The organism is Psychrobacter sp. M4, from assembly GCF_055699795.1.
Genome location: NZ_CM146740.1, coordinates 2546303 through 2570093, shown reverse-complemented (window position 1 = coordinate 2570093; position 23791 = coordinate 2546303). Strand labels below are relative to the sequence as shown.

The following is a 23791-nucleotide window of genomic DNA, read 5'->3' as shown; positions in this document are numbered from 1 at the left end:
TAAAACAAGACAGAATACAAATGTCAAACTGTTACACAGCGAAGTTATTTATCGTTAAAGTGAGTGTTATTATCATTAGATAGGTATTACTACTAGCAGTAGCTACCTTTATAACTATAAAATGGACTTAAAATATGTCTAAACCCAAACAAAATCAGCCTCAAGCTAAAAACAATAAGGCAAAAAAAGACAGTCAGTCCCCACAAGCGACTATTAATCAGGTTAATGATCAAATAGTAGATCAGCGCTTGACGCCTAATCCACTTAGTCAGTTCTCATTAGATAAGGACGCGCTTAGGTTGGCATTAGTGACTGCACAGTATGCTTTGAGGGCGACACGTCAGCAAGAGCCGACAGCGTTCAATAAGCCTACAGGTCTATTAGTGCTAGTAAATGGCATGGAACAAGCTGGCAAAGGGACAGCAGTCAAGCAATTGCGTCAATGGGTGGATCCGCGATTGTTAAAAGTCGAGGCAACTATTGGCTATCCGCCACTAGCTTATCAGCCTATCTGGCAAGCACACGTACAAGCGCTGCCGCGCCACGGTGATGTGATGGTCTACTTTGGTAACTGGTATGCTGACCTTTTATATAATGTCATGCGTATTACAGCTGATCAAGATCAAAGTGAAGCCGTTAAATCCAGTAGCACTAATAAAGCGGCCACGTTACCGGTTACAGATTGGCAAGATTATTTACAGCAGCAACTGCGTAAACTGCAAATATTTGAACAAGATCTAGCAGCCAACCAAACCAAGCTACTTAAATGCTGGTTTCACGTTGATATCGCCACCTTGCAGGCACGCTTAAAAGATGAAGAGGCTGATCCGCAGTTTTTGTATCAAATCAACTGGGACGATGTTGATACCGTAGCAAAGTTTAATGAAGTTGCCGCTGAGCTATTACGCCAGCAAGAAGATTGGGTTATTATCGATGGTAGTGATAAATCCGAGGCTGCCACTAGTTTTTGTCATGAAGTGCTGCAAGCTATGCAAGTGGCGCTTGTAAGTAGTCAGATATTGGATAGGGATAAGGAGAAGGGCAGTAGTATTGATGAGCATAGTAGTATCGATAAGGACCTAGATGATTTAGGTAATAAATCTCTAAAAGTTGATTCGCAGCTTGATGACAACCAGTATAACTTTGCACCAGTAAAAATACCTAAACCGCTTTTAGATATTGACGATCCTGATATGGATAAGTCAGACTATAAAGAACAGCTGGCTAAAAAACAGGCCAATCTTGCTCAGTTGCTACGTGCCCGCAGAGGCCGTCATGTGGTTTTTGCCTTTGAAGGTATGGACGCTGCAGGTAAAGGTGGCGCTATTAAACGGCTGGTGGCACCTCTCGATCCGCGTGAGTACCAAATTTATAATATCGGGGCGCCTATGTTATACGAGCTCCAGCATCCTTATCTGTGGCGGTTTTGGACACGGTTGCCCAATGAGCAAACGGACCGTATGAGCCGTGTCGCTATTTTCGATCGTACTTGGTATGGGCGCGTATTGGTTGAGCGCATCGAAGGGTTTGCAACTGATCATGAATGGCAGCGAGCTTATGAGGAGATCAATCGTTTTGAGGCTGAGCTGGTTGCTGCTGGCACTATAGTGATCAAGTGCTGGTTGGCTATCGATAAAAAAGAGCAGTTAAAACGCTTCGAAGATCGCGAGGACACGCCGCATAAACAATTTAAATTAACCGATGATGACTGGCGCAACCGTGACAAATGGTCGGAGTATGTACAGGCCGCTGCTGATATGCTAGCGCGTACTGATACAGAGGTAGCGCCTTGGAAAATAATTGCTACTAATGATAAGCGTACCGCGCGTTTAGAAGTACTAGATTATGCTATCAAGCAATTAAAAACACACTGGTAACTGTCATATGGTACTGTACCACTTCTAAAATGAATCAACTATATATGTCCTTTAATATTATATTCATTCAACAGTAATTGTTGAATAAAGAGATTTTAGATCAGAATAATTGATATAATTATCTTTGACAATTTATCGCAGATATTCATAATAGGCGAGAATAATTCAAGAAGTAACTTAAGCCGCAAGAGCTTCTAATCAGATGATTTAGCCTAATCAGATGATTTAGAATTGTCACTTGCGGCTTAATGCTATGTCGAAGATTTTACTTTTAATGAATTCACGCAAGGCGTATCAATTTATGGGTACTAATAGCAGTTCTACAGGAGTAACTGAATCAGTTGGTAATAAGAGAGTGAACCTCTTTTTTGCTCTTTTACTGATTGCGATGACCAGTTACTTTGTATGGTGGGGTCTTGACTACACCATGTATCAGCAAACGACTTTATTTTTAGTAGCGACCGCTTTTGGTGTCTTTATGGCATTCAATATCGGTGGTAACGATGTCGCCAACTCCTTTGGTACCTCAGTGGGATCAGGCACATTAACGATTCCACAAGCCCTTGGAATCGCGGCAATATTTGAAGTATCAGGAGCGGTGCTAGCGGGTGGCAGTGTCACCGACACTATTCGTAAAGGTATCGTCGACTTGGATGGTTTACCCGTTGCGCCCAATCAGTTCATTTTTGTGATGCTTTCAGCCTTGATAGCAGCAGCTTTTTGGTTATTGTTTGCTACTCGCAGAGGTCTGCCAGTATCAACGACTCACGCCATCATCGGTGGTGTGGTCGGCAGCTCCATTATTTTAGGTTTTGATTTGGGTGGTAGCGAGACGGCACTATCGACAGTCAATTGGGCAACGATAGGGCAGATTGCTATCTCTTGGGTGCTATCACCGCTCTTAGGCGGCGTACTCGCTTACTTGCTATACAGTCAGATCAAAAAGAAAATTATTGATTATAATGATAAAACAGAAGCGTATATCAATGATCTTAAGGCGAATAGAAAAGCGGTAAAAGAAGATCATAAGGTATATTTTGACAGTCTATCAGAGATGGAGCAGGTCACTTACACCTCAGCGATGCTTCATGATCAAGATATCTATAAAGATGAAGATTGTACGCTTGAGGATCTAGAAACGGATTATTATAAAAGTCTTTATAAAATTGAGCGTGAGCGTAGTGGCCTTGACACCCTAAAGGCGTTGAAGCAGTGGGCACCTATTATTGCGGCTATGGGCGGCGTAGTTATGGCCTCCTTAGTCGTCTTTAAAGGTCTTAAAAACGTTAATGGCAACTTTACCACCATCCATGGTTTTTTAATCATGGGTATGGTTGGGGCGCTGGTATGGCTTGCAACCTTTATGTATACCAAAAGCATTCGTGGTAAACATAAAGAGAATCTAGCTAAAACCACTTTTGTTATGTTCAGCTGGATGCAGGTCTTTACCGCCTCCGCTTTTGCCTTTAGTCACGGCTCCAATGATATTGCCAATGCGGTTGGCCCTTTTGCCGCTATTATGGATGTTATTCGTACCGACAATATTGCCTCGCAAGCAGCGGTTCCTCCAACGGTCATGATCACCTTTGGCGTGGCACTTATCGTTGGCCTTTGGTTTATTGGTAAAGAGGTAATTCAAACAGTCGGTACCAATTTGGCAAAGATGCATCCTGCTTCAGGGTTTTCAGCTGAGCTTGCCGCCGCCGCTGTAGTGATGGGAGCCTCAACTATGGGCCTACCAGTATCAAGCACGCACACTTTAGTAGGCGCCGTACTAGGTATCGGCATGGTCAATAAAGATACCAACTGGGCATTGATGAAGCCTATTGGTCTTGCTTGGGTCATCACCTTACCCGCGGCCGCTTTATTATCAGCACTTAGCTACGTTATATTAGGTCAGATATTTTAAAAGCCTAATTAACAGCGAATAACGTTTTATGTTGTTAGCTTGTATTATAAGAAAAGTATAAAAAACGCTTATCAGCACGATGCTGATAAGCGTTTTTCAGTGAAAATATTAGTGACAATAGATATTGTTTATATAGTGCTGTTTTTATCTAGTAAGACGATTAGGCTTCTGCAGTGCTATTTTTGGTTTTATCGGCTACTTTATCAGTACCAAACTGTTGACGTTTTTTGGCAAAAAAGCGATCTAAGCGATCCATAGCATCCTCTAATTCATATAGATTAGGCAAAAATACCACACGGAAATGATCGGGCGCATCCCAGTTAAAGCCTGTGCCTTGTACCATTAGCACTTTTTCATCGATCAAAAGCTCCATCATAAATTCCATGTCGTTTTCAATAGGATAAACGGTAGGATCCATCTTTGGAAAGCAGTAAAAAGCGCCTTGCGGCATAGTGCACGAGATACCTTCGATGGCATTAAGGCGCGAGACCGCCATTTCGCGTTGTCTGTACAGACGACCTTTTTCCGAGGTTAGATCCTTCATACTTTGGTAGCCGCCCATAGCGGTCTGAATCGCATACTGACCCTGTACGTTTGAGCACAGACGCATAGAGGCGAGCATGTCAAGCCCTTCAATAAAGTCACTGGCATGCTGTTTTTTACCAGAGACCATAAGCCAGCCGGCGCGAAAACCTGCGATTCGGTGCGATTTTGATAGACCATTATAAGATAAAACCAGCGCCTCATCTGTCAGGGTGCACATAGGAGTATGCGTCATATCATCATAAAGCACACGATCATAAATCTCATCAGCCATAATGACTAAATCGTGCTCTATAGCAACCTCTACAATTTGCTTTAGAATCTCATCAGAGTATAAAGCACCGGTAGGGTTGTTGGGGTTGATGACGACGATGCCCTTGGTTTTGCTAGTAATTTTTGCTTTGATATCTTCAATATCAGGATGCCAATTATCGTCCTCATTACATCGATAATGAACAGCGTTGCCACCAGCTAGGTTGGTCGCCGCGGTCCACAGCGGGTAATCGGGCATAGGAATGAGTACCTCATCACCGTCGTTGATGAGCGCTTGCATGGTCATAACGATCAGCTCAGAGACGCCGTTACCCAAATAGACGTCACGTACATCTACTGCCGATAACAACCCTTTGGACTGATAGTACTGGAGCACTGCTTTACGCGCTGAAAAAATCCCTTGCGAGTCCGAATAACCTGTTGCCTCAGGCAAGTTCGCCGCTACATCACGCAGGATCTCGTAGGGAGCATCAAGACCAAAAGGGGCAGGATTGCCTATGTTTAGCTTTAAGATACGCTGACCTTCGGCCTCCATTTTGGTCGCTGTTTTTAGTAGGGGGCCACGAATGTCATAACAGACGTTTTGTAATTTGGTAGATTTTTTAAGTGCGCTCATAGGTTTATCATCCCTAGTTGTGTTATTTTTTAAGTCCATATTATGATTTGTAGCGGTATAGTTAGCTTGCAAATTTATTTGAGAATCTGTATTTATAGTTGTTGAAGCATCTGTAGCGTAATTATTATTTTGGCCGTCAACTTGATTTTTAGTATTTTGGTTGCTGGCAGTTGGACTATTGTCAGCTGGCATATCACCACGTAATAGATACCCTTCCGAGCAGCCTAATATGCGTGCAAGCGTAGGCAATTTTGAGGAGACAATACCATTAGTACCGCGCTCCCAATTGGAGATAGCGCCGCGGCTAACCTTGGCGCCAGCCTCAGTCATAGCTTGTGCCAATTGCTCAGCAGTCAGGCCTTTATCGCGGCGTAGCTGTACTAGGCGCTGCGCTTGTGCCAACTTGGCTCTATCGTCATTCATAATTATTTACGCCTCTATTTTATTTTTCACGAATAAAAATTACTATTATTGCAAACTTAATCTAACGTTTAATGCAAGATTTTATTGCATTTATATCTATGGTGCAAGCTAATTTTATTCTAAATTTCTATGATACTTTTATTGCAAGTTTTTCTTGCATTAAGTGGTTTTGTTTTAATCTTTTTCTAGATCTTAGAAAATATACCCTTGTTTTTAAGTCAATAATAAGCATATAGAGAGGTGAGCTAAACAGGTTCATAAAAGGAGTATTTATGCAAGACAACCAATTGACAAAAGAAGAGATCTCGCAACTTACTGAAGCGGATTGGAAGCAGCGTTTGAGTAGCGATGAATATCATGTAATGCGTGAAAAAGGTACTGAACGCCCCTTTACTGGTGTTTACAACGATGTTGAGGACAAAGGCGTGTATCGCTGTAAAGGCTGCGGTGCTAAACTATTTGACTCAGATAGCAAGTTTGATGCAGGCTGCGGCTGGCCAAGCTTCGATAAAGGTATCGACAACAGCGCTATCGATGAACATGTCGATAATTCGCTAGGGATGACTCGAACAGAAGTTACCTGTAGTAACTGCGGTGCTCACTTGGGTCACGTCTTCCCTGACGGTCCACGTGAGACCACGGGCATGCGCTATTGCATCAACTCAGTCTCCATTGACTTAGATAAAGCTGAGTAGTTTGCATTGTTTAACTTCTAAATAATAAACGTATAGCGGCATGATTTTATGAATCAGGCCGCTATTTTTTTGCTATATTAGTAAATCATACAACTTTGTTATAAAAGAGATAGCCTGTTATGAATACTATTTATGATTTTAACGCTGAACGTATGGATGGTACGAAACAAGCGTTTACTGACTATGAGGGTCAGGTGCTCCTGGTCGTTAATACCGCTAGCAAATGCGGATTTACGCCACAGTTTGAAGGCTTAGAAGCTTTATATGAGCAGTATCAAGATCAAGGGTTAATGGTGATTGGTTTTCCTTGCAATCAGTTTGGTAGTCAAGATCCAGGTAGTAATGAGGAGATTGGCGCGTTTTGTCAAAAGAACTACGGCGTCAGCTTTCCTATGATGGCCAAAATCGATGTCAATGGCGCTGATGCTCATCCTATCTTCGAGTGGTTAAAAGACCAAAAGGGCGGAGTGCTTACCGATGGTATCAAATGGAATTTTACTAAGTTCTTAATTGGCCGTGACGGACAGGTGATTGATCGCTACGCACCGACCACTAAACCTGAAGCCATTCATTCTGATATTGAAAGGGCCTTAGCGACAATGGTTTAAACTGAAAGGGTATAGCTGTTTGATATAAAAAATAAAGTCAATATAAACAATTACTTGTCACCGTATCGAACCTTGACATAAAAAATATCTCATAAAAGCTTAAAATATATTTGACAGGTAGGTGTAAATCTATATAATACACACCCACAGCACAGGGCTTTATTTAGTTTTGGGCTGTTGGAAAACTCCCTTTAAGGAATTTCTATCATTTAGTTTAGGTGCAAAGTTTTAGGAAATCCTATTTAAAGGATTTCCCTTGCGAAGCTAAAAACGTTCTATGAACGTTTTCTTAACGCTTCTCAGGGTGATTAGCTCAGTTGGTAGAGCGTCTGCCTTACACGCAGAATGTCGGCGGTTCGAGCCCGTCATCACCCACCACTTACTAGCTTGTGGTAAAAAAGCTAAAACGACCTAAGCAGCGGTAGTTCAGTTGGTTAGAATACCGGCCTGTCACGCCGGGGGTCGCGGGTTCGAGTCCCGTCCGCTGCGCCATATTTAAAACTTAGTTTGCGTACAAAGTTTCAACCTCAAGTATTCGTTTACTTGAGGTTTTTTTGTATCTGTTTATTACCTCAAACCCTTTATTTATTGAGTATATTTGTAATTATGAATATATATAATAACTAAGTTGAGTTTAGATTAACTAATAATACTTCTTAATATATTAATGCAACCTTACAACCATCTGGAGGCTGGGAATTAAGTGTTTGACTCTCTTTTTCTGCTGCAAATTTTTAAAAATCAAATCGAATAGGAATGAGTTTTATCGTCAGAATGCTAATCAAAATCTTTGCAAATAGAATATCATGGGTTTGACAACTCAAATTAGACTGTGTATAGGTAAAGGTGATAAACCATTGATGTAATGGATAATTTCCAAGCATTAGTATATTTGTTTTATATGTTTGGTAATCATTTCTACATCTGCTCGTGCTGTTGATTTCTACATCTGCTTGTACTGCTGACTTTCAGTTGTGATGTCTACTGCAATGTAACACTAAACCAAACACTTGTACTAAGTATCTGGCTAATGGAGACATTAAGATGATTGAAAATAACCAACATACCCCCGACGAGAAGTATCCCAAATCCATAGAGTATAAAGGACGAAAAATTACCTTTTCTAAACTGCCAAGCTCTGACAAAAGCCAAAAGATTTTGCAGGTATTAAAGGTTGAAATCGACGAAGAAGCATTTGAAGTTGTAGAGTTCCGTAATGGATCATTTGAGTCCGGTTTATTGCCATATTCTTCATACTCGACACCGATTGAGTTGGCGCAAGACGTGGTTGATTACGTACCGGATTTCAGATAACAAGCAATCTTATATACACAGTTTATCCAAGTTCACAATGCCTGGACCTTTGCTCCTAGTAATTAACTTCAAGCATCTAATTCCAAGCATTTAATAAAGGAATTATCACTCATGACTTGTAGAAAAAACGTGAATTCTCTGACGACAGAGGAAAAGGCCGCTTTCATTAATGCTATTAAACTTATGAAAGCCGAAGAGTACGTGTACGTCGACGATGAAAATGATCCAGAACACGTACGTACCAGATATCCTAACATAACCAACACCTATGATAAGTATGTACTTGACCACTATATCGTCGCGCTAACAGGAACACCGGGGGTTGGGGGGTAGATCACGGGGTACGAAATGGAGCGCATCGCGGTCCAGCATTTTTGCCATGGCACCGTGCGTTTATACGCCAGTTTGAGCTGGACTTGGACAGATTAGTACCTGGAGTAACATTGCCGTATTGGGACTGGGCAGCAGATGCGGCAGATCCTATGAATGCGGCCGTCTGGGCTAATGATCTTATGGGCGGCAATGGGTCTGGTACGGGTAACTTTGTTCAAAGCGGTCCGTTTGCTTATAATGCTTCAGACATAAATAACAGTTGGAATATCATTGATATATTCGGAAATAATACCGACTCATCGGGTATGCATTTTGGGTTGGTACGGAATTTTGGCTCTCGTCCTAATACTCCGGACTTGCCCACTCAAGCTGACGTTGACGAAATTCAGCAGATATCCATTTATGACAGCGGTAATTTCGATGCAACGAGCACGGAGGGTTATCGTAGCGCGAATGAAGGACGTCTAACTGTCAACGGCAAAACACCTCCGCCCGGAAATACCCATAACCTCGTTCATGAATGGATAACTGGCTCTATGCTGCCTCCCACCTCACCCAATGATCCGGTCTTCTTTCTGCATCACTGCTTTGTGGATAAACTGTGGGCTGATTGGCAAGTGCTGCATCCAACAGTGCCTTATGTACCTGACGACACAGCAAGCGATGATCTCGAGGGTCACCGTTTGGGCGACACACTCTTTGGTTTGGGGACGCTGGTATCTGAGACGCTGGATCACCACGCTATGGGATACTCATATGATACAGATACGCCGCCCATAGTGACATCCACTAACACGACGTTAGTGTTTAATGACACGCCTGTAGGTAGTACAGCGGTACGGGCTGCAACTTTTAATATAAGTCCTCCAAGTCCTGACAACAGTTTTTGTAGAGAGCTAATCTTTACTATCACGGCTGGCCCAACAGGCACAGGGTTTGGAACGCCTGACGGTGATAGGGTCGTTGTTAATAGAGATAATACCAATACGGCACAGGTTTGGTTTTCGTACACGGCAACCAGTGTCGGTGATTCAGTTACGGGAACTGCGCAAGTTACCTGTGTACAAACAGGACAAACTTGGTCAATTGATTTGTCTGCCAACACTATCGCCAAACCAACGGTCGCCACCGTTTTGGTGTTGGATAAATCTGGTAGTATGGCTAGGGACGCAGGCGATGGTCGATTGCGTATTGATGTGCTAAAAGACAGCGCACCTGTATTCGTCGATCTATTAGGCGACGAGGACGGCATTGGTGTGGTGTATTTCGACAATGATGCGACTCTAGGGACTCCGATTGCGGTTGCGGGCGCAGTAGGGACTGGCTCTGGGCGTATAGCTGCGAATGAAGCCATCACGGATCAACCAGCATCTGGCGGTTCGACGTCTATTGGTAGTGGGATTGAGTTGGCCAGTAGCGAGTTGGATGATTTGACATCTGGTAGCTATAATCATACCGCTATAGTGGCGCTAACGGATGGTCGCGAAAACCGAGCGCCTTACATTAGCCAACTTATAGATGATGGTATCATCGATGATAGCGTCTTTGCTATTGGCCTGGGAACGGCGCAACAGATCAGCCCTGCTGCTTTGGAAGCATTGACTGGTAGTGCGGACGGTTACGTTTTGATGACTGGCACGTTGGACTCCAATGATTACTTTACGCTTCAAAAATATTTCTTGCAGATATTGTCAGGAGTTAAAAATACGGAAGTAGTGATGGATCCCGAGGGTTGGATTCAACCTGACCGCGAGATACGTATTCCGTTTAATCTTAATGAAGCAGATATCACAGTGGATGCAATCTTGTTGACGGGAGACGTTCTACCAGATGTTTTTGACTATATGCTTGAAACTCCGAGTGGCAAAATTATCGACCCAAGCATTGCCAACACTTCTGTTGAGTTAGTGTTTTCAGCAAATGAACATATGCAGTTTTATCGCATGACTTTGCCGACCGCTGTTGCAGGTTTCGAAGAACGTGAAGGTCAATGGCATGCCGTCCTCAATCTGAATGAAAAAGTATTCGCTAAATATTTAGCCAGCCTTGAAAACGACCGTGAAAAATTTGATGAGGTCAAAACACACGGGCTACGCTATTCTTTTAATGTGCATTCTAGTTCTGATCTACGCCTTAGAGCACAGCTTGAGCAGGCTACCCGAGAGCCAGGTGGCATGATAACTTTATCAGCTCAATTGACTCAGTACGAACGCCCATTGGATAATGGTGCGTCCATCCAAGCTGAATTGGAAAGACCTAACGGCACTAAAATCAACCTAACCTTATCGGAGGTTGAGCCTGGTGTTTTTAATGTCACATTCAATGCTGGTTCAGCCGGTGTCTATAAGGTGCGAGTTTTGGCTAAAGGAAAGTCAATACAAAACAACCCTTTTACAAGGGAGCAGCTCTTAAGTGCTTCTGTCTGGATAGGCGGTGATGAGCCGTTCCCAAACAGTAACACGGATGGACGTGATCAAAAACTCTGCCATCTGCTCATGTGTTTGCTAGAAAAAGATAGTATTCGCAGCTTTCTCAAACGACAAAAAATTGATGCCGAAGAGGTGAGTGAATGCCTCAAACAAGTTTGTGAAGATAGCAGTCAACCAAAGTCACGGTCAGAAGTTACTAAAAACAAAGATTTAGCCGATGCCTTAGTCGCATTTGCTAAGAACCCAAACCTGATAATAAAGTGGCTTAGAAATATGAAAAATAAGCCGTAGACTTATGGGCGTATAGCAAGATGGACGTATAACAAGCCAAAGGGATGGCATATTTTGTTCCTTTGGCTTTACATTTAACAATTCTAAGAGTAAAAAAGTTCTATTTATCAAAAGCATAGGTATGCTCTCTATATTATTTACAGGCATAGCTCATGCTGATCTAAAAAGCGGTAAGCAGTGGCCTTCTACTCAAGAAAACATACTTATTTAGCAGCATTGTAGATAATCTACAAACTAATATTAAAATGATGACACGCCTTAACTTTTCAAAAACCTAAATACTGCTATATGAAATAGGTTTGTAACTTGTTTATTTAGGTAGACTTAACTTTTACAGCAGATTTAGCTTGCTTCGTCTTTACGAGAAGGTTAATGTTATAGATAACTTATGTACGCTGCTCCAAATTTCATCTAAATACATTTGTATAACTGTCTTTATCAGGTTCAGATGATTGTTCATTATATGTAGTACAGGAGTGTTTTAATTAGTTGATCTCGTAGTATTAATTGTGATTTCAAATTCAGTATCGGCTATATTCAGCAGTGAACCAATAATCCATGCTTTTGTAATGTTAAAACAAAAAATCGTACTCAACATCTAAATGGAGAAACTGAAATGATTGATAATAACGAATCTACCTTAGGCGGACGTCATTCCAAGTCCACAGAATACAAAGGACGGAAAATTAAGTTTTCTGATCTTTCAACCTCTGATTTACAAGCCCCTGATTTACAAACCTCTGACCTACATGGCAAAAAAGCACTTAAAGTCGAAAAAAGTGCTGACTTACACGGCAAAAAAGCACTTGAAGTTGAGAAACGCGCTGACTTACACGACAAGAACGCACTTGAAGTCGAGAAACGCGCTGACAAAAGCCAAAAACACTCACGAAAATTGAAAGTTGAAATTGATGACAAAGAATTTGAAGTCGTAGAGCTCGAAGAAGGAGTCTTTGAGTCTGGCTTATTACCTTATTCTTCGTACTCGTCACCGATTGAGTTGGCGCAAGACGTGATTGATTACGTATCGGAGTTTAAAAAATAACTAATTTTAAATCTATGGTTTACTCAAATTCATACTGCCTGGATCTTTGCTTTTAGTCTTTAGTGCCAAGCATCTAACTCCAAGCATGTTAAAAAGGAATTTTCACTCATGACTTGTAGAAAAAATGTGAATTCTCTGACGACAGAGGAAAAGGCAGCTTTTGTCACCGCTATTAAACTTATGAAAGCTGAAGAGTACGTGTACGTCGACGATCCAAATGATCCAGCACACGTACGTGCCAGATATCCTAACATTACCAATACCTATGATAAGTATGTACTTGACCACCACATTGGCATGTACACAGGAACACCGGGTGGTTGGGGAAGCAATTTCTTAACTCGCAATGCAGTGTACCGTGGTCCAGCATTTTTGCCATGGCAACGTGAGTTTATAAGGCGTTTTGAGCTGGACTTAGCTAGATTGGTACCTGGGGTAACATTGCCATATTGGGACTGGGCGTGGGATGCGGCGGACCCTATGAATGCCGCTGTCTGGGCGGATGACCTTATGGGCGGTAACGGATCTGGCGCGAGTAGAGTGGTTAGAAACGGCCCATTTGCTTATGACGATGCAGATCCAGAGAACAGTTGGGTTATTATTAATTATCTTGGACTACCGGACGGCGGGTTGGTTCGGAATTTTGGCTCTCGCCGTAACGCTCAGAACTTGCCTACTCAAGCGGACATTGACGCAATCCAGCAGATATCCACATATGATAGCGGTAATTTCGATACAAATAGCGTCGGTTATCGCGGCGCGAACGAAGGACGCATACCTGTCAACGGCAAAATACCGCCGCCTAGTAATACCCATGCCCTCGTACATGAGTGGATATCTGGCTCTATGATGCTCGGCACGTCGCCCAATGACCCAGTCTTTTTTCTGCATCATTGCTTTTTGGATAAGCTATGGGCTGATTGGCAAGCGCTGCATCCAACAGTGCCTTATGTACCTGGCGACACGGCAAGCAATGCTCTCAATGGTCATCGCTTGAATGACGAGCTTGTTGGTTTGGGTACCCTAATATCCGCGACCTTGGATCACCATGCTATGGGGTATTCTTATGATACGGATACGCCTCCCGTAGTGACACCAATTAACACGACGTTAGTGTTTAACGACACGCCTGTAGGTAGTACCGATGTACAGGCTGTAACTTTTAACATTAGCACCCCAACTCCTGATAACAGTTTTTGTAGAGATTTGATATTCACTATCACAGCCGGTCCGACAGGTACGGGTTTTGGAACGCCTGATGGTGATAGGGTGGTCGTTAATAGAGATAATACGAATACGGCGCAGGTTTGGTTTTCGTACACGGCTACCAATGACGCTGATCCAGTCACGGGAGAAGCAGAAATTACCAGTGTGCAAACCGGGCAGACGTGGCACATTAGTTTGTCTGCCAATGCTGTGGTTACCAACACTATTAGAAAAAATGTGAATGCTCTGACGACAGAGGAAAAGGCAGATCTTATTACTGCGATTAAGCTTATGAAAGCCGAAGAGTATGTGTACGTTGACAATCCAAACGATCCAATACACGTACGTACCAGATATATTAACATTACCAACACCTATGATAAGTATGTACTTGACCATCATATCGCTATGTACACAGGAACCCCAGGAGGATGGGGGAACAACTTCATGAATCGCAATTCGGCACACCGTGGTCCATCTTTTTTGCCATGGCACCGTGCGTTTATACGCCAATTTGAGCTGGACTTAGCTAGATTGGTACCTGGGGTAACATTGCCGTATTGGGACTGGGCGTCAGATGCAGCTGACCCTATGAACGCTGCCATCTGGGCTGATGATCTTATGGGAGGCAATGGGTCTGGTGCAAATAATATTGTTCAAAGCGGTCCGTTTGCTTATAATGCAGCAGACCTAGAAAATAGCTGGGTTATCATTAATTATTTTGGACTGCCCGACGGTGGATTGGTTCGAGATTTTGGTGGTAGTACGCCAAGTCTGCCGACTCAAGCTGATGTTGACGAGGTTCAGCAGATATCTACGTATGACAGCGCTGCTTTTAACCAAGCCAGTGTGGGCTATCGTGGTGCGAGCGAAGGGCGTTTGCCTGTCAATGGCAAAACACCTCCGCCCTCCAATATGCATAACCTCGTACATGAATGGGTAGCTGGCTCTATGATGCCTGGCACATCACCCAATGATCCGATCTTCTTTTTGCACCACTGCTTTGTAGATAAGCTGTGGGCTGATTGGCAAGCGCTGCATCCAACAGTACCCTATGCACCCGATGATACGGCGAGCAATGATCTCAATAGACATCGCCCAAGCGATGAGCTTTACGGTTTGGGTACGCTAGTATCTGAGACGTTCGATCACCAAGCTATGGGATACTCGTATGATACGGATAGTCTTTCATAGTGACCTGCCATAGTGAAAGCGATCAATATAGCGTCAGTTTTTAACGACACGGCTGTAAATAGTACAGCCGCGTAAGCTAAAAATTTTAATATCAGTGCATTCAATCATGACGATGATAGCGTCATCAATAAAGACAGTACGAGTTTGGTTTTCGTACATGGCAACCAATGTAAGTGAGTCGGCTCAAATACTAAGCAAGTTGTCTGTGTGCAAACAGGGCAGCTTGTTATACCAAATTGCTATAAAATAAATAACTCTTACCTCAATGAAACTAATTTTTAACTAGAGCTTACCTGCGTATCATAATCCACTAGCTGCTCTGGCTGATTTGAGCCGCTAAGAATCCGATTACCGACCACGCCTGAGGTAATTGAGCCGCTCACATTCACTAAAGTACGCATCATATCAATTAGCGGTTCAATTGAGATCAGTAAGCCTGCAAGCTCAAGCGGCATACCTAAGGTAGATAGTACGATAATGGCTGCAAAGGTTGCACCGCCGCCGACACCGGCAACCCCAAATGAGGCGATCATCGACACGCCAACCACAGACGCTATAAAACCAATAGACCAAGGATCAAGTCCCATCGTTGGTGCAATCATGATCGCCAGCATAGCCGGATAAACGCCTGCGCAGCCGTTTTGACCGATGGTCGCGCCAAAAGAAGCGGAAAAGTTAGCAACAGGTTTAGCGATACCAAGCTTGTTAATCTGCACATCGATATTTAACGGAATAGAGGCGGCTGAGCTACGTGAGGTAAAAGCAAAGGTAAGCACAGGTGCGATTTTTTTGAAGTGGGTAATCGGCGAGCGTCCCGCCAATAAAATAATGATAGCGTGCATGATCAGTACAATAAATAAAGCTACGTAGGAGGCCAGTAGGAATTTTGCCAATTGCCAAACAGCGCTGGCGTCTGTAGTTACGATTACCTTTATCATCAGCGCAAAAACGCCATAAGGAGTTAAGCGGATAATAAAACGCACTAGCGCCATAACCCAGCTTTGTAGTACATCAATAGCGCGAATGATCACTGCACCTTTTTCAGGCTCTTTGGCATTAACCGTCAGTGCTGCTATCCCTAGTAAGCTGGCAATAACCACCGCTGAGATCATTGAGGTGCTTTCCAGTCCTGCAAAGGTTGCGCCGATACTAGTGGGAATAAAGCTCAAGATCAACCCCGGAATGGACAGGTCAGTGACTTCACTACTGCTCTCAACCATGCTTTGCCCACGTGCAATCTCTGATTGACCGGCAACGATGGAGCTGGCATCAAGGTTAAATAAATTGGCAACGATGGCACCGTCTAACGCAGCGATCCCAGTGGTCACAAGTAAAGTACCGATGATCCAAAAGCTCATAAAACCGATCACTGAGGCCTTTTCTAGGCGAGCAATAGCGGCCAGTATGGAGATAAAAACTAAGGGCATCGCAATCATTTTAAGCAAATTGACATAGCCGTTACCGATAATATTTACCCAAGGCAAAAAGGTGCTAGTATCGATACCAAGGGTAGAGATCACCAGACCATAACCCACGCCGATGAATAAACCTAGGAATACGCTACGGCTCAGCGAATCACTCTGACGGTGATAACGCCACAAACCATAAAGTAACGCTATAAAAACAGCCACCAATAATAATAACTGCATTACAAACTCCTAAAAATATGGATACCAAAGAGGCCATTATCCGGACTTTAGTTATAAGGTCTAACATCAAAACTTCATGAGGTTATTCCTTTTCGTTATAAAGTCGCAAACTCTTTGTCTACATTAGGACTATTTATTAGAGCTATGCTTTGACAGCGGTACTTAGTAGCGAAATGATAGTGAATCGACTATAGTGATCAGAACATAAAGTTGAGCATAGATTAATAGCAATTTAATGGACAATGAGACGTCTCTTTAGGACACTGTTAAAATAATTATCAACATATAGGGCAAAGACATGGATACCTTAAATATCCTATATCTAGTAGGGGCGCTATTGATATTTACCAGTATCATGGCAAGCACCCTATCTGCTCGTCTAGGCTTGCCTTTATTACTATTGTTCTTAATAGTGGGTATGCTGGCGGGCGAAGAGGGTCTCTTAGGTATTGAGTTCTCTCAGTACAACATTGCTAATTTTATAGGGCAGGCGGCCTTAGCTTGTATTTTGCTAGACGGGGGGCTGCGCACCTCTTTTCAGTCCTTTCGGGTCGGTCTCAAGCCTGCGGTAACCTTGGCGACTTGGGGTGTGCTGGCTACCGTCATGGTACTAGGCGTATTCGTCACTTGGCTGCTAGACGTTGATTGGCGTATAGGTTTATTGATGGCGGCCATCGTCGGCTCAACGGATGCCGCCGCAGTGTTTTCTTTATTGCGTAATGGCGGCGTCAAGCTCAATGATCGCGTACAAGCTACGCTTGAATTAGAATCTGGTGCCAACGATCCTTTAGCAATCTTGTTAGTGACCGGTTTGATTGCCCTAAACGTAGATCCTGTTGGCCAAACGGCCTTTGGTTTTTTAGGACTGCTGCTGCAACAATTGGGTTTTGGCTTGGGAGTCGGGCTGCTCGCCGGTTACCTGCTAGCGCAGCTGCTGCCCAAAGTGCGTTTGGCCGAGGGCATGTACGCTATTTTGATTCTGTCAGCGGGGCTGGCCGTATTTGCCGCTACCAACTTGCTTGGCGGTAGCGGCTTTTTGGCAGTATATTTGACTGGTGTCATCATCGGTAATCATAAAGTACGCTCAACCGAGCATGTGCTGCGCGTCATGGATAGCTTTGCTTGGTTATCACAAGCAGTACTCTTTGTAGTATTGGGTTTGCTAGTTACCCCCTCCAACGTCATCAATGTATGGCATTATTCAGTCGCCATCGCCGCCTTTATGATTTTGATAGCACGTCCCATCGCAGTTTATACCAGCGTCAAACCTTTTAAATTCAAAGACCGCGAGATCGGCTTTATCTCCTGGGTCGGCCTGCGCGGTGCGGTGCCCATTACCCTTGCTATTTTGCCAGTAATGGCCGGAATAGATAACGCTTTTTTATTATTTGACATTGCGTTTGGCGTGGTCGTATTGTCCTTGGTACTGCAAGGAACGACTATTCCTATCATGGCCAATCTGTTTAAAGTACGCATTCCTAGTAATGATGAGCCCAAAGAGAAGCACAAAGTATGGGTGTCTGATAATGCCAGTATTACTTTGTACGAATTTGAGGTCAATGCTGGCGCATTTGCTATTGGACGTCATCCCAAAAGTGTATCTAACCGAGTCAGCCCGGATGATATTAACATCTTCGCGCTGGTACGCGCGCAAAAAATTATCGTCGTTGATAAAAACACGCAGCTAGAATATGGCGACAATGTCTGGTATGCCATGCGCGGTGATTATGCCAGTCAAATCGCTAAAGTGTTTAATGATACAGCGATAGATCGTAAGAAAATAGATGACTTTTATGGAAATTGGTTATTATCTCCTAACGTCCAGCTTGGCGATCTGCCGTTTTTTGCTAAGGCTATGCAAACGGATGCCAAGACCGCTATGTGGCGGCAAACTGTAGCGGAGTATGTAAAATCAAACTTAGAAACTGCACCAGTGGCAGGGGATACCGTCGCTATTAATGATGAGTGGTCACTAGTAATCAAAGAGATTGATGGTAAAGGCACGCTAAGGACGATCGGGCTTAAACATTTAGATCGTCCTAATAACTAAACCTTTCATCTCAAATCAAAGGTTTATTAAAATAGCACCTCGATATTTCTTATGATCATTATAAGACCACTGATGACCATAAGTAGGAGTAGCATCACTCTAAACTGACCAATGCTCATGCCTGCCAAAAAACGCTTGCCAATGATATTGCCGACTACTGCGCCTAGACCTAATATAAGACCGTAAACCCAGAGCTTTGCTGTGAGTACATTAAAAAAACTGTAGCTGGCGACTTGTACCATACCCATAAAAAAAGAATTGGCGGTTTTGGTGGCGATAAGATTTTCTTTCTGCAGTCCAGCATTCATATAAAAAGGGTTAAGAATAGGCCCAAGACCGCCTACCAAGGTGCTCATAAAAGCAATAGCAAAGCCTAAAGGAATAAAGCCTACTTTTGGCATATCAAAAGTTTTGGCGACTTTGCCAAACTTGTATTGAAAGATGGTGGATACCAAAAAAGCGCCCACTAATAGCTGAATCCATTCAGCATTTAAACGGCTAAATAATAACGCTGCTAACCACGTTCCTATCATGGCACTGGGCACATAATACTTAGTCAGTGACCAGTCAATATCATTCCAAAATAGATAAAGTCGTGAGGTATTACTAAGAAAGGTACCTAAATTAATTATGGGCGCCGCAACCGCTGCCCCAAGCATCCAAGAAGTCCCTGGTATCAGTAGTATCGCACCGCCGCCGCCCGATATAGTAGAGATAATAAAGGCCGTCATGCCAGCGATAAACAAGACAACCAAATGCCAATTTGGAATGGCTTGCAAGAGAGCTATAAAATCAAAATCTATAAAAATAGCCACTATCACACCCTACTTTATGACTTCTTATAGTTAATAAATCGCCAAGTGACAACCAATACCAGCTTTATAATAAATAGTAGTTTTGCACATACTCAATGCATAATTCATGAAAAGCTTGGGCGGCAGGCGAGATGGTTTTGTCGGCCCGTTTAAAAACACCAATTTGCCGCGTTAAAGCCGGTTCTAACAGCTCTATCCAAATTAGTTCTGGCTCATTGGCTGGAAAAGCTAGTTTAGGCAGAGTAGTAATACCAAGATCGTTACGTAATAAAGAAAATAGTGAGGTAATGTTTTCGATAGTATAACGCGCTTGCCTGTTTAGCGCCTGCGCTGGTGTGTTCTCAAGCAAAACACAAGTTCCATTATAAATGAAAGGTTGATCTATGAGCTGCTGCCAGCTTAAACCTTTTTTGTTACGTGAGTTATTGGCTTTTGACGGGCGTGACGACTTATTTAGCACATTGCTTTTTAGACAAACCACGCCAATAGGATCAGAGATCAAAGGGGTAAAGTCTATATCAGTTTGACTGATACTATTATAATTACCTAATGCTAAATCAACCTCTCCTGCCAGTAGTCTATTGGTCACACCAACTGAATTATCATCTATCAACACAATCTCAATGTTTGGATATTTCTCTGAATAAGCCATAAGCACATTTGGTAGTAATCTAGTCACTAGCGACGGTACGCTGGCGATTCTTATCTTGCCTTTATCACCGGCGGCAACCGATTTTAAATCCTCCTCAAACGCTTGCACAATGGTCATAAACTGCTCAATTTTTGGCAGGCAGGTCTCGCCAAAAGGCGTAAGCGTAGCGGTATTGCCAGCCTCAAATAAACGCTGACCTAGTGTTTTCTCCAACTCCTTGATAGAAGCCGATAGCGCCGCTTGCGTGCGATGAGCGCGATCTGCCGCTGCCCGAAAACCGCCTGCTTCGACGACTAATAAAAAGTGGCGTAATTGCTGTAGTTTCATTTTCAATTATCCAAATCTGCTTATTTAAAACATCTCCTACATGATAAGTTAAATTTATCATTATTAATATTTAATTAGTTAGATTTGTCATATTTAAACAAGTAGCATAAATGCTAACTACAGAAACGTTTATAAATCTATTTAAGGAACATGACATGACGACTCACTCAACCAAACAAGCGGTTAAAACCTCTCTTTATGCTTCAAAATCTCCTCTTGAGTGGGCAGTCACTAACAATGGCACGCTATATACTGCGCAAATTCCAATTGATAAGAATGGGGAAGTGGTCGCAGGCGGCATTGAAGCGCAAACTCGGCAAACGCTAGATAACCTTAAGCACACGTTAGAGAGTGCTGGCGTTGGCATGGACGCGGTATTACAAGTGCTTATCTATGTAACTGACCGCGAGTATTTAAAGGCGGTCAATCAGGTTTATGCTGAATACTTCGAAGCTCCTTATCCAAACCGAGCAGCACTGGTGATAGCAGGACTTGCGCGTGAAGAGATGCTAGTCGAGCTGGTCGTTTATGCTGCTGTGCCTTAAATTTCAAAAAATATTATTCTACTAAGTTTTATTAAAATACTAACTATTCTTTATTTTTCATTAGAACATAGTCAATCTTACTAAAGTACAAGTAAAGGTGGGATGAATTTTTTGAAGCCTCTGGAGTGACGAAGTCACACAGCAAGCGAAAAAAATTTATACCAGCTATACAAAACTGTATCAATGCTTGTTTCATTTTAGATAAGTCAGATCATTTATCAAACTCTTAATCGTTTTACTAAGGATTTTTTATGTCAGCACAAACTGCTCAAAAAGTATTGCAACAAGACCCAACCAAAGCCCTTTATATCAATGGCGAATGGCAAGCGGGCAGCGATACCGTTGATAATATTAACCCCTCAAATACTAGCGAAAATTTAGGCGAGTTTGCGCAGGCAAGCACGGAGCAAGTCAAAGATGCTATTGCTGCCGCACGCCTTGCCCAGCCGAAGTGGGAAGCGACGCCACTTGAGAAAAAGCAGTCTATTCTACAAGCGATTGGCGATGAGCTGATTGCGCGCTGTGATGAGCTGGGCACACTATTGTCTCTTGAGGAAGGCAAACCCTTTCTTGAGGGTCGCGGGGAGATTTATCGCGCGGGACAATTTTTCCATTATTACGCCGCTGAAGTGCTACGCCAAATGGGCGATCTTGCGGAATCAGTCCGTCCGGGTGTCAAAGTCGAAGTCACCCGTGAAGCGGTCGGTGTCGTCGCTATTATCTCACCTTGGAACTTCCCAACCGCCACCGCCGTATGGAAAATCGCTCCCGCTTTAGCATTTGGCAATAGTGTCATTTGGAAGCCTGCGAATTTGACGCCAGCCAGCGCCGTTGCCTTAGCGGAAATTATTCATCGTCAAGGTCTTCCAGAGGGCACCTTTAACTTGTTATTAGGCGGCGGCTCCTCAGTAGGCGACACGCTTATCCACTCAAGAGAGATTGATGCGGTCAGCTTTACAGGTTCAGTGCCGACGGGTCGTAAAGTCGCTGCCGCTACCGCGCCAAACTTTGTACGCTGCCAGCTTGAGATGGGTAGTAAAAATGCTCTAGTCATCGCTGATGATGCTGACATGCAAATCGCTGTTGATGCTGCAATCGCTGGTGCATTTGGCGGTTCTGGACAAAAATGTACCGCCTCCTCACGCCTGATTGTGATGGACAGTGTCCACGACGCTTTTGTCGAGGCTATGGTTGAGCGCATGAAAACTCTAAAGGTCGGTCACGCGCTTGATGACGGTATCTTTATGGGCCCGGTCGTTGATGATAAGCAATTAACATCAAACATGGATTGGATTGAAAAAGCCAAACAGTCTGGTGCCAACCTAGCTTATGGTGGCGAGCGCCTAGAGATGGCCCACGACGGTTATTACATGGCACCAACCTTGTTTACTGAGACCGAAAACAGCTGGGATATTAACCAAGAAGAAGTGTTTGCGCCACTAGCTTGCGTCATGCGTGCCAAAGATTTAGAAGAGGCGATTGCAATGACCAATGACACGCGTTTTGGTTTGACCGGCGGCATCATTACCCAAAGCCTACGCAACAGCGCGCTGTTTAAAGAGCAAGTACAAGCGGGCTGCGTCATGGTCAATCTGGCGACGGCGGGCACTGATTATCACGTGCCATTTGGCGGCCGTAAAGAGTCGAGTTTTGGCCCGCGTGAGCAAGGTCAGTACGCCAAAGAGTTTTATACCATCGTGAAAACGGCTTATCAAAAAGCGTATTAATTTTTGAAGGGATAAAGGATAAAGGCGTAGGGTGGGTTAGTTTTTCAAACTCTCGCAGAGAGTGCAGATAAAACGTAACCCACCATTTCAAATTCAAATTGTTGAATAAAGGTGGGTTACGCTATCGCTAACCCACCCTACGCAAACCTTAAGTTAAAAGCCAGTTCGTAAAATTAAGAAAGTATAAAAAGGATAGCAAGATGTACCAAGATCATATCGTCATTGACGGCTTGCAGTACAGTAATTGGGATAGGGATTATTTCAAGATGCTACAAAATAGCGGTATCAACGCGGTACATGCCACTTTGGTTTATCACGAAGACGCGCGTCAAACCATGACCCGCTTCGCGGAATGGCACGCGCGCTTTGAGCAAAACCCTGACCTTATCATACCCGTCTATTCAGTAGATGATATCAAAACCGCCAAAGAGCAGGGCAAAGTCGGTATCTTCTTTGGCGCGCAAAACTGCTCGCCTATCGATGATGAGATTGGTTTGATCAGCGTGATGCGCCGATTGGGTCTCTTGATAATGCAGCTGACTTATAACAATCAAAGTCTGCTGGCAACGGGCTGTTATGAATCCAAAGATAGCGGGGTGACACGCTTTGGTCAGCAAGCGATAGCGGAGATGAACCGCGTCGGTATGATTGTCGATATGTCGCACAGTGCTGAGCAATCAACGCTGGAAGCGATAAATATATCTACGCGTCCAATATGTATTAGCCATGCCAATCCAACTACTGCTCATGATGCGCTGCGCAATAAATCGGACACCGTGATTAGTGCCTTAACTAAAGCGGGCGGGCTATTAGGTTTTAGCTTATATCCCTTTCATTTGCCAAACGGTAGCGACTGTACCCTTAATGACTTTTGCACCATGATTGCCAATTGCGCCGATAGATATGGCGTGGAGCACTTAGCCATCGGCAGTGATTTATGCCTGAATCAGCCTAAGTCAGTGCTTGAATGGATGCGTAATGGACGCTGGTCAAAAGCGATGGATTATGGCGAAGGCAATGCTAATAACTCAGGCTGGCCGGATAACCTACCTTGGTTTGCAGGCGAAAAAGGTATGGAGAATATCTATAACGGTTTGCTCAAACACGGCTTTAATGAAACTGACGCTGGCAAAATTATCGGTCAAAACTGGTTTGACTTTTTAGAGCAAGGCTTGAAGCCTTTAGCCTAAAGAGCGATGTTTGTAGTTTCGCTTCAAAACCGCTATAAGACAAGCATGGTTTTATAGCGTTTAGCCCTTTCAAAGACAAA

General features: G+C 43.5%; 17 protein-coding genes and 2 tRNA genes. 15 read left to right on the top strand and 4 right to left on the bottom strand.

Going from position 1 to position 23791, the window contains the following annotated elements:
* Window positions 1–134: 134 nt before the first annotated feature.
* The gene (locus tag ACR63N_RS10635; protein ID WP_472782006.1) at window positions 135–1877 is read left to right on the top strand and encodes an ATPase; all 1743 of its coding nucleotides are present in this window, start codon (window positions 135–137) and stop codon (window positions 1875–1877) included.
* A 301-nt stretch (window positions 1878–2178) separates the two neighbouring features.
* Window positions 2179–3786, top strand: coding sequence for an inorganic phosphate transporter (locus ACR63N_RS10630; protein ID WP_472782005.1), 1608 nt, complete (start codon window positions 2179–2181; stop codon window positions 3784–3786).
* Between the two features lie 160 nt (window positions 3787–3946).
* Here the strand turns inward: ACR63N_RS10630 and ACR63N_RS10625 are convergent, their stop codons facing one another.
* On the bottom strand, window positions 3947–5641 hold the full coding sequence (locus ACR63N_RS10625; protein ID WP_367103934.1) for an aminotransferase class I/II-fold pyridoxal phosphate-dependent enzyme: 1695 nt from the start codon (window positions 5639–5641) through the stop codon (window positions 3947–3949).
* A 272-nt stretch (window positions 5642–5913) separates the two neighbouring features.
* Here ACR63N_RS10625 and msrB point away from each other — a divergent pair, with 272 nt between their 5' ends.
* The 9 genes from msrB to ACR63N_RS10580 all read left to right on the top strand — a co-directional run bounded on the left by msrB (window position 5914) and on the right by ACR63N_RS10580 (window position 14756).
* Entirely contained in the window at window positions 5914–6336 is a 423-nt protein-coding gene (gene msrB, locus ACR63N_RS10620) for a peptide-methionine (R)-S-oxide reductase MsrB (protein WP_367106829.1), read from the top strand.
* Window positions 6337–6455: 119 nt separating this feature from the next.
* Complete coding sequence (locus ACR63N_RS10615) at window positions 6456–6944, top strand: glutathione peroxidase (protein ID WP_472782004.1); 489 nt, start codon at window positions 6456–6458, stop codon at window positions 6942–6944.
* 302 nt (window positions 6945–7246) lie between these two features.
* A tRNA-Val gene (locus tag ACR63N_RS10610) sits at window positions 7247–7322 on the top strand.
* Between the two features lie 37 nt (window positions 7323–7359).
* Window positions 7360–7436 (top strand) — tRNA-Asp (locus ACR63N_RS10605).
* 552 nt (window positions 7437–7988) lie between these two features.
* The gene (locus ACR63N_RS10600; RefSeq protein WP_367106831.1) at window positions 7989–8258 is read left to right on the top strand and encodes a hypothetical protein; all 270 of its coding nucleotides are present in this window, start codon (window positions 7989–7991) and stop codon (window positions 8256–8258) included.
* A 129-nt stretch (window positions 8259–8387) separates the two neighbouring features.
* Window positions 8388–8591 (top strand): hypothetical protein, encoded by a 204-nt coding sequence (locus ACR63N_RS10595; RefSeq protein ID WP_472782003.1) that lies wholly within the window; start codon window positions 8388–8390, stop codon window positions 8589–8591.
* Between the two features lie 41 nt (window positions 8592–8632).
* Entirely contained in the window at window positions 8633–11311 is a 2679-nt protein-coding gene (locus ACR63N_RS10590) for a tyrosinase family protein (RefSeq protein WP_472782002.1), read from the top strand.
* 616 nt (window positions 11312–11927) lie between these two features.
* On the top strand, window positions 11928–12356 hold the full coding sequence (locus tag ACR63N_RS10585) for a hypothetical protein (RefSeq protein WP_472782001.1): 429 nt from the start codon (window positions 11928–11930) through the stop codon (window positions 12354–12356).
* Between the two features lie 108 nt (window positions 12357–12464).
* Window positions 12465–14756, top strand: a complete 2292-nt coding sequence (locus ACR63N_RS10580; protein ID WP_472782000.1) for a tyrosinase family protein — start codon at window positions 12465–12467, stop codon at window positions 14754–14756.
* A gap of 278 nt (window positions 14757–15034) precedes the next feature.
* Here ACR63N_RS10580 and ACR63N_RS10575 read toward each other — a convergent pair whose 3' ends face one another.
* On the bottom strand, window positions 15035–16405 hold the full coding sequence (locus tag ACR63N_RS10575) for a cation:dicarboxylate symporter family transporter (RefSeq protein WP_472781999.1): 1371 nt from the start codon (window positions 16403–16405) through the stop codon (window positions 15035–15037).
* 298 nt (window positions 16406–16703) lie between these two features.
* On the opposite strand from ACR63N_RS10575, the gene ACR63N_RS10570 reads away from it, so the two are divergent.
* On the top strand, window positions 16704–18455 hold the full coding sequence (locus ACR63N_RS10570) for a potassium/proton antiporter (protein WP_367106835.1): 1752 nt from the start codon (window positions 16704–16706) through the stop codon (window positions 18453–18455).
* A gap of 26 nt (window positions 18456–18481) precedes the next feature.
* On the opposite strand, the gene ACR63N_RS10565 is transcribed toward ACR63N_RS10570, so the two are convergent.
* On the bottom strand, window positions 18482–19270 hold the full coding sequence (locus ACR63N_RS10565; RefSeq protein ID WP_367106836.1) for a sulfite exporter TauE/SafE family protein: 789 nt from the start codon (window positions 19268–19270) through the stop codon (window positions 18482–18484).
* Window positions 19271–19334: 64 nt separating this feature from the next.
* On the bottom strand, window positions 19335–20249 hold the full coding sequence (locus ACR63N_RS10560; RefSeq protein WP_367106837.1) for a LysR family transcriptional regulator: 915 nt from the start codon (window positions 20247–20249) through the stop codon (window positions 19335–19337).
* A gap of 155 nt (window positions 20250–20404) precedes the next feature.
* Here ACR63N_RS10560 and ACR63N_RS10555 point away from each other — a divergent pair, with 155 nt between their 5' ends.
* The 3 genes from ACR63N_RS10555 (at window position 20405) to ACR63N_RS10545 (ending at window position 23711) form a co-directional block, all read left to right on the top strand.
* Entirely contained in the window at window positions 20405–20794 is a 390-nt protein-coding gene (locus tag ACR63N_RS10555) for a RidA family protein (protein WP_472781998.1), read from the top strand.
* Between the two features lie 251 nt (window positions 20795–21045).
* Entirely contained in the window at window positions 21046–22521 is a 1476-nt protein-coding gene (locus ACR63N_RS10550; RefSeq protein WP_367109087.1) for an aldehyde dehydrogenase family protein, read from the top strand.
* 200 nt (window positions 22522–22721) lie between these two features.
* A complete protein-coding gene (locus ACR63N_RS10545) occupies window positions 22722–23711 on the top strand; it encodes a membrane dipeptidase (RefSeq protein ID WP_367106838.1) in 990 nt (329 codons plus the stop codon).
* Window positions 23712–23791: the final 80 nt, after the last annotated feature.

What these genes read in the sequence shown, in the direction of transcription:
- ACR63N_RS10635 (WP_472782006.1), top strand. Translation starts at nt 135, where the DNA reads ATGTCTAAACCCAAACAAAATCAGCCTCAAGCTAAAAACAATAAGGCA.
- ACR63N_RS10630 (WP_472782005.1), top strand. Translation starts at nt 2,179, where the DNA reads ATGGGTACTAATAGCAGTTCTACAGGAGTAACTGAATCAGTTGGTAAT.
- ACR63N_RS10625 (WP_367103934.1), bottom strand. Translation starts at nt 5,641, where the DNA reads ATGAATGACGATAGAGCCAAGTTGGCACAAGCGCAGCGCCTAGTACAG.
- msrB (WP_367106829.1), top strand. Translation starts at nt 5,914, where the DNA reads ATGCAAGACAACCAATTGACAAAAGAAGAGATCTCGCAACTTACTGAA.
- ACR63N_RS10615 (WP_472782004.1), top strand. Translation starts at nt 6,456, where the DNA reads ATGAATACTATTTATGATTTTAACGCTGAACGTATGGATGGTACGAAA.
- ACR63N_RS10600 (WP_367106831.1), top strand. Translation starts at nt 7,989, where the DNA reads ATGATTGAAAATAACCAACATACCCCCGACGAGAAGTATCCCAAATCC.
- ACR63N_RS10585 (WP_472782001.1), top strand. Translation starts at nt 11,928, where the DNA reads ATGATTGATAATAACGAATCTACCTTAGGCGGACGTCATTCCAAGTCC.
- ACR63N_RS10580 (WP_472782000.1), top strand. Translation starts at nt 12,465, where the DNA reads ATGACTTGTAGAAAAAATGTGAATTCTCTGACGACAGAGGAAAAGGCA.
- ACR63N_RS10575 (WP_472781999.1), bottom strand. Translation starts at nt 16,405, where the DNA reads ATGCAGTTATTATTATTGGTGGCTGTTTTTATAGCGTTACTTTATGGT.
- ACR63N_RS10570 (WP_367106835.1), top strand. Translation starts at nt 16,704, where the DNA reads ATGGATACCTTAAATATCCTATATCTAGTAGGGGCGCTATTGATATTT.
- ACR63N_RS10560 (WP_367106837.1), bottom strand. Translation starts at nt 20,249, where the DNA reads ATGAAACTACAGCAATTACGCCACTTTTTATTAGTCGTCGAAGCAGGC.
- ACR63N_RS10555 (WP_472781998.1), top strand. Translation starts at nt 20,405, where the DNA reads ATGACGACTCACTCAACCAAACAAGCGGTTAAAACCTCTCTTTATGCT.
- ACR63N_RS10550 (WP_367109087.1), top strand. Translation starts at nt 21,046, where the DNA reads ATGTCAGCACAAACTGCTCAAAAAGTATTGCAACAAGACCCAACCAAA.
- ACR63N_RS10545 (WP_367106838.1), top strand. Translation starts at nt 22,722, where the DNA reads ATGTACCAAGATCATATCGTCATTGACGGCTTGCAGTACAGTAATTGG.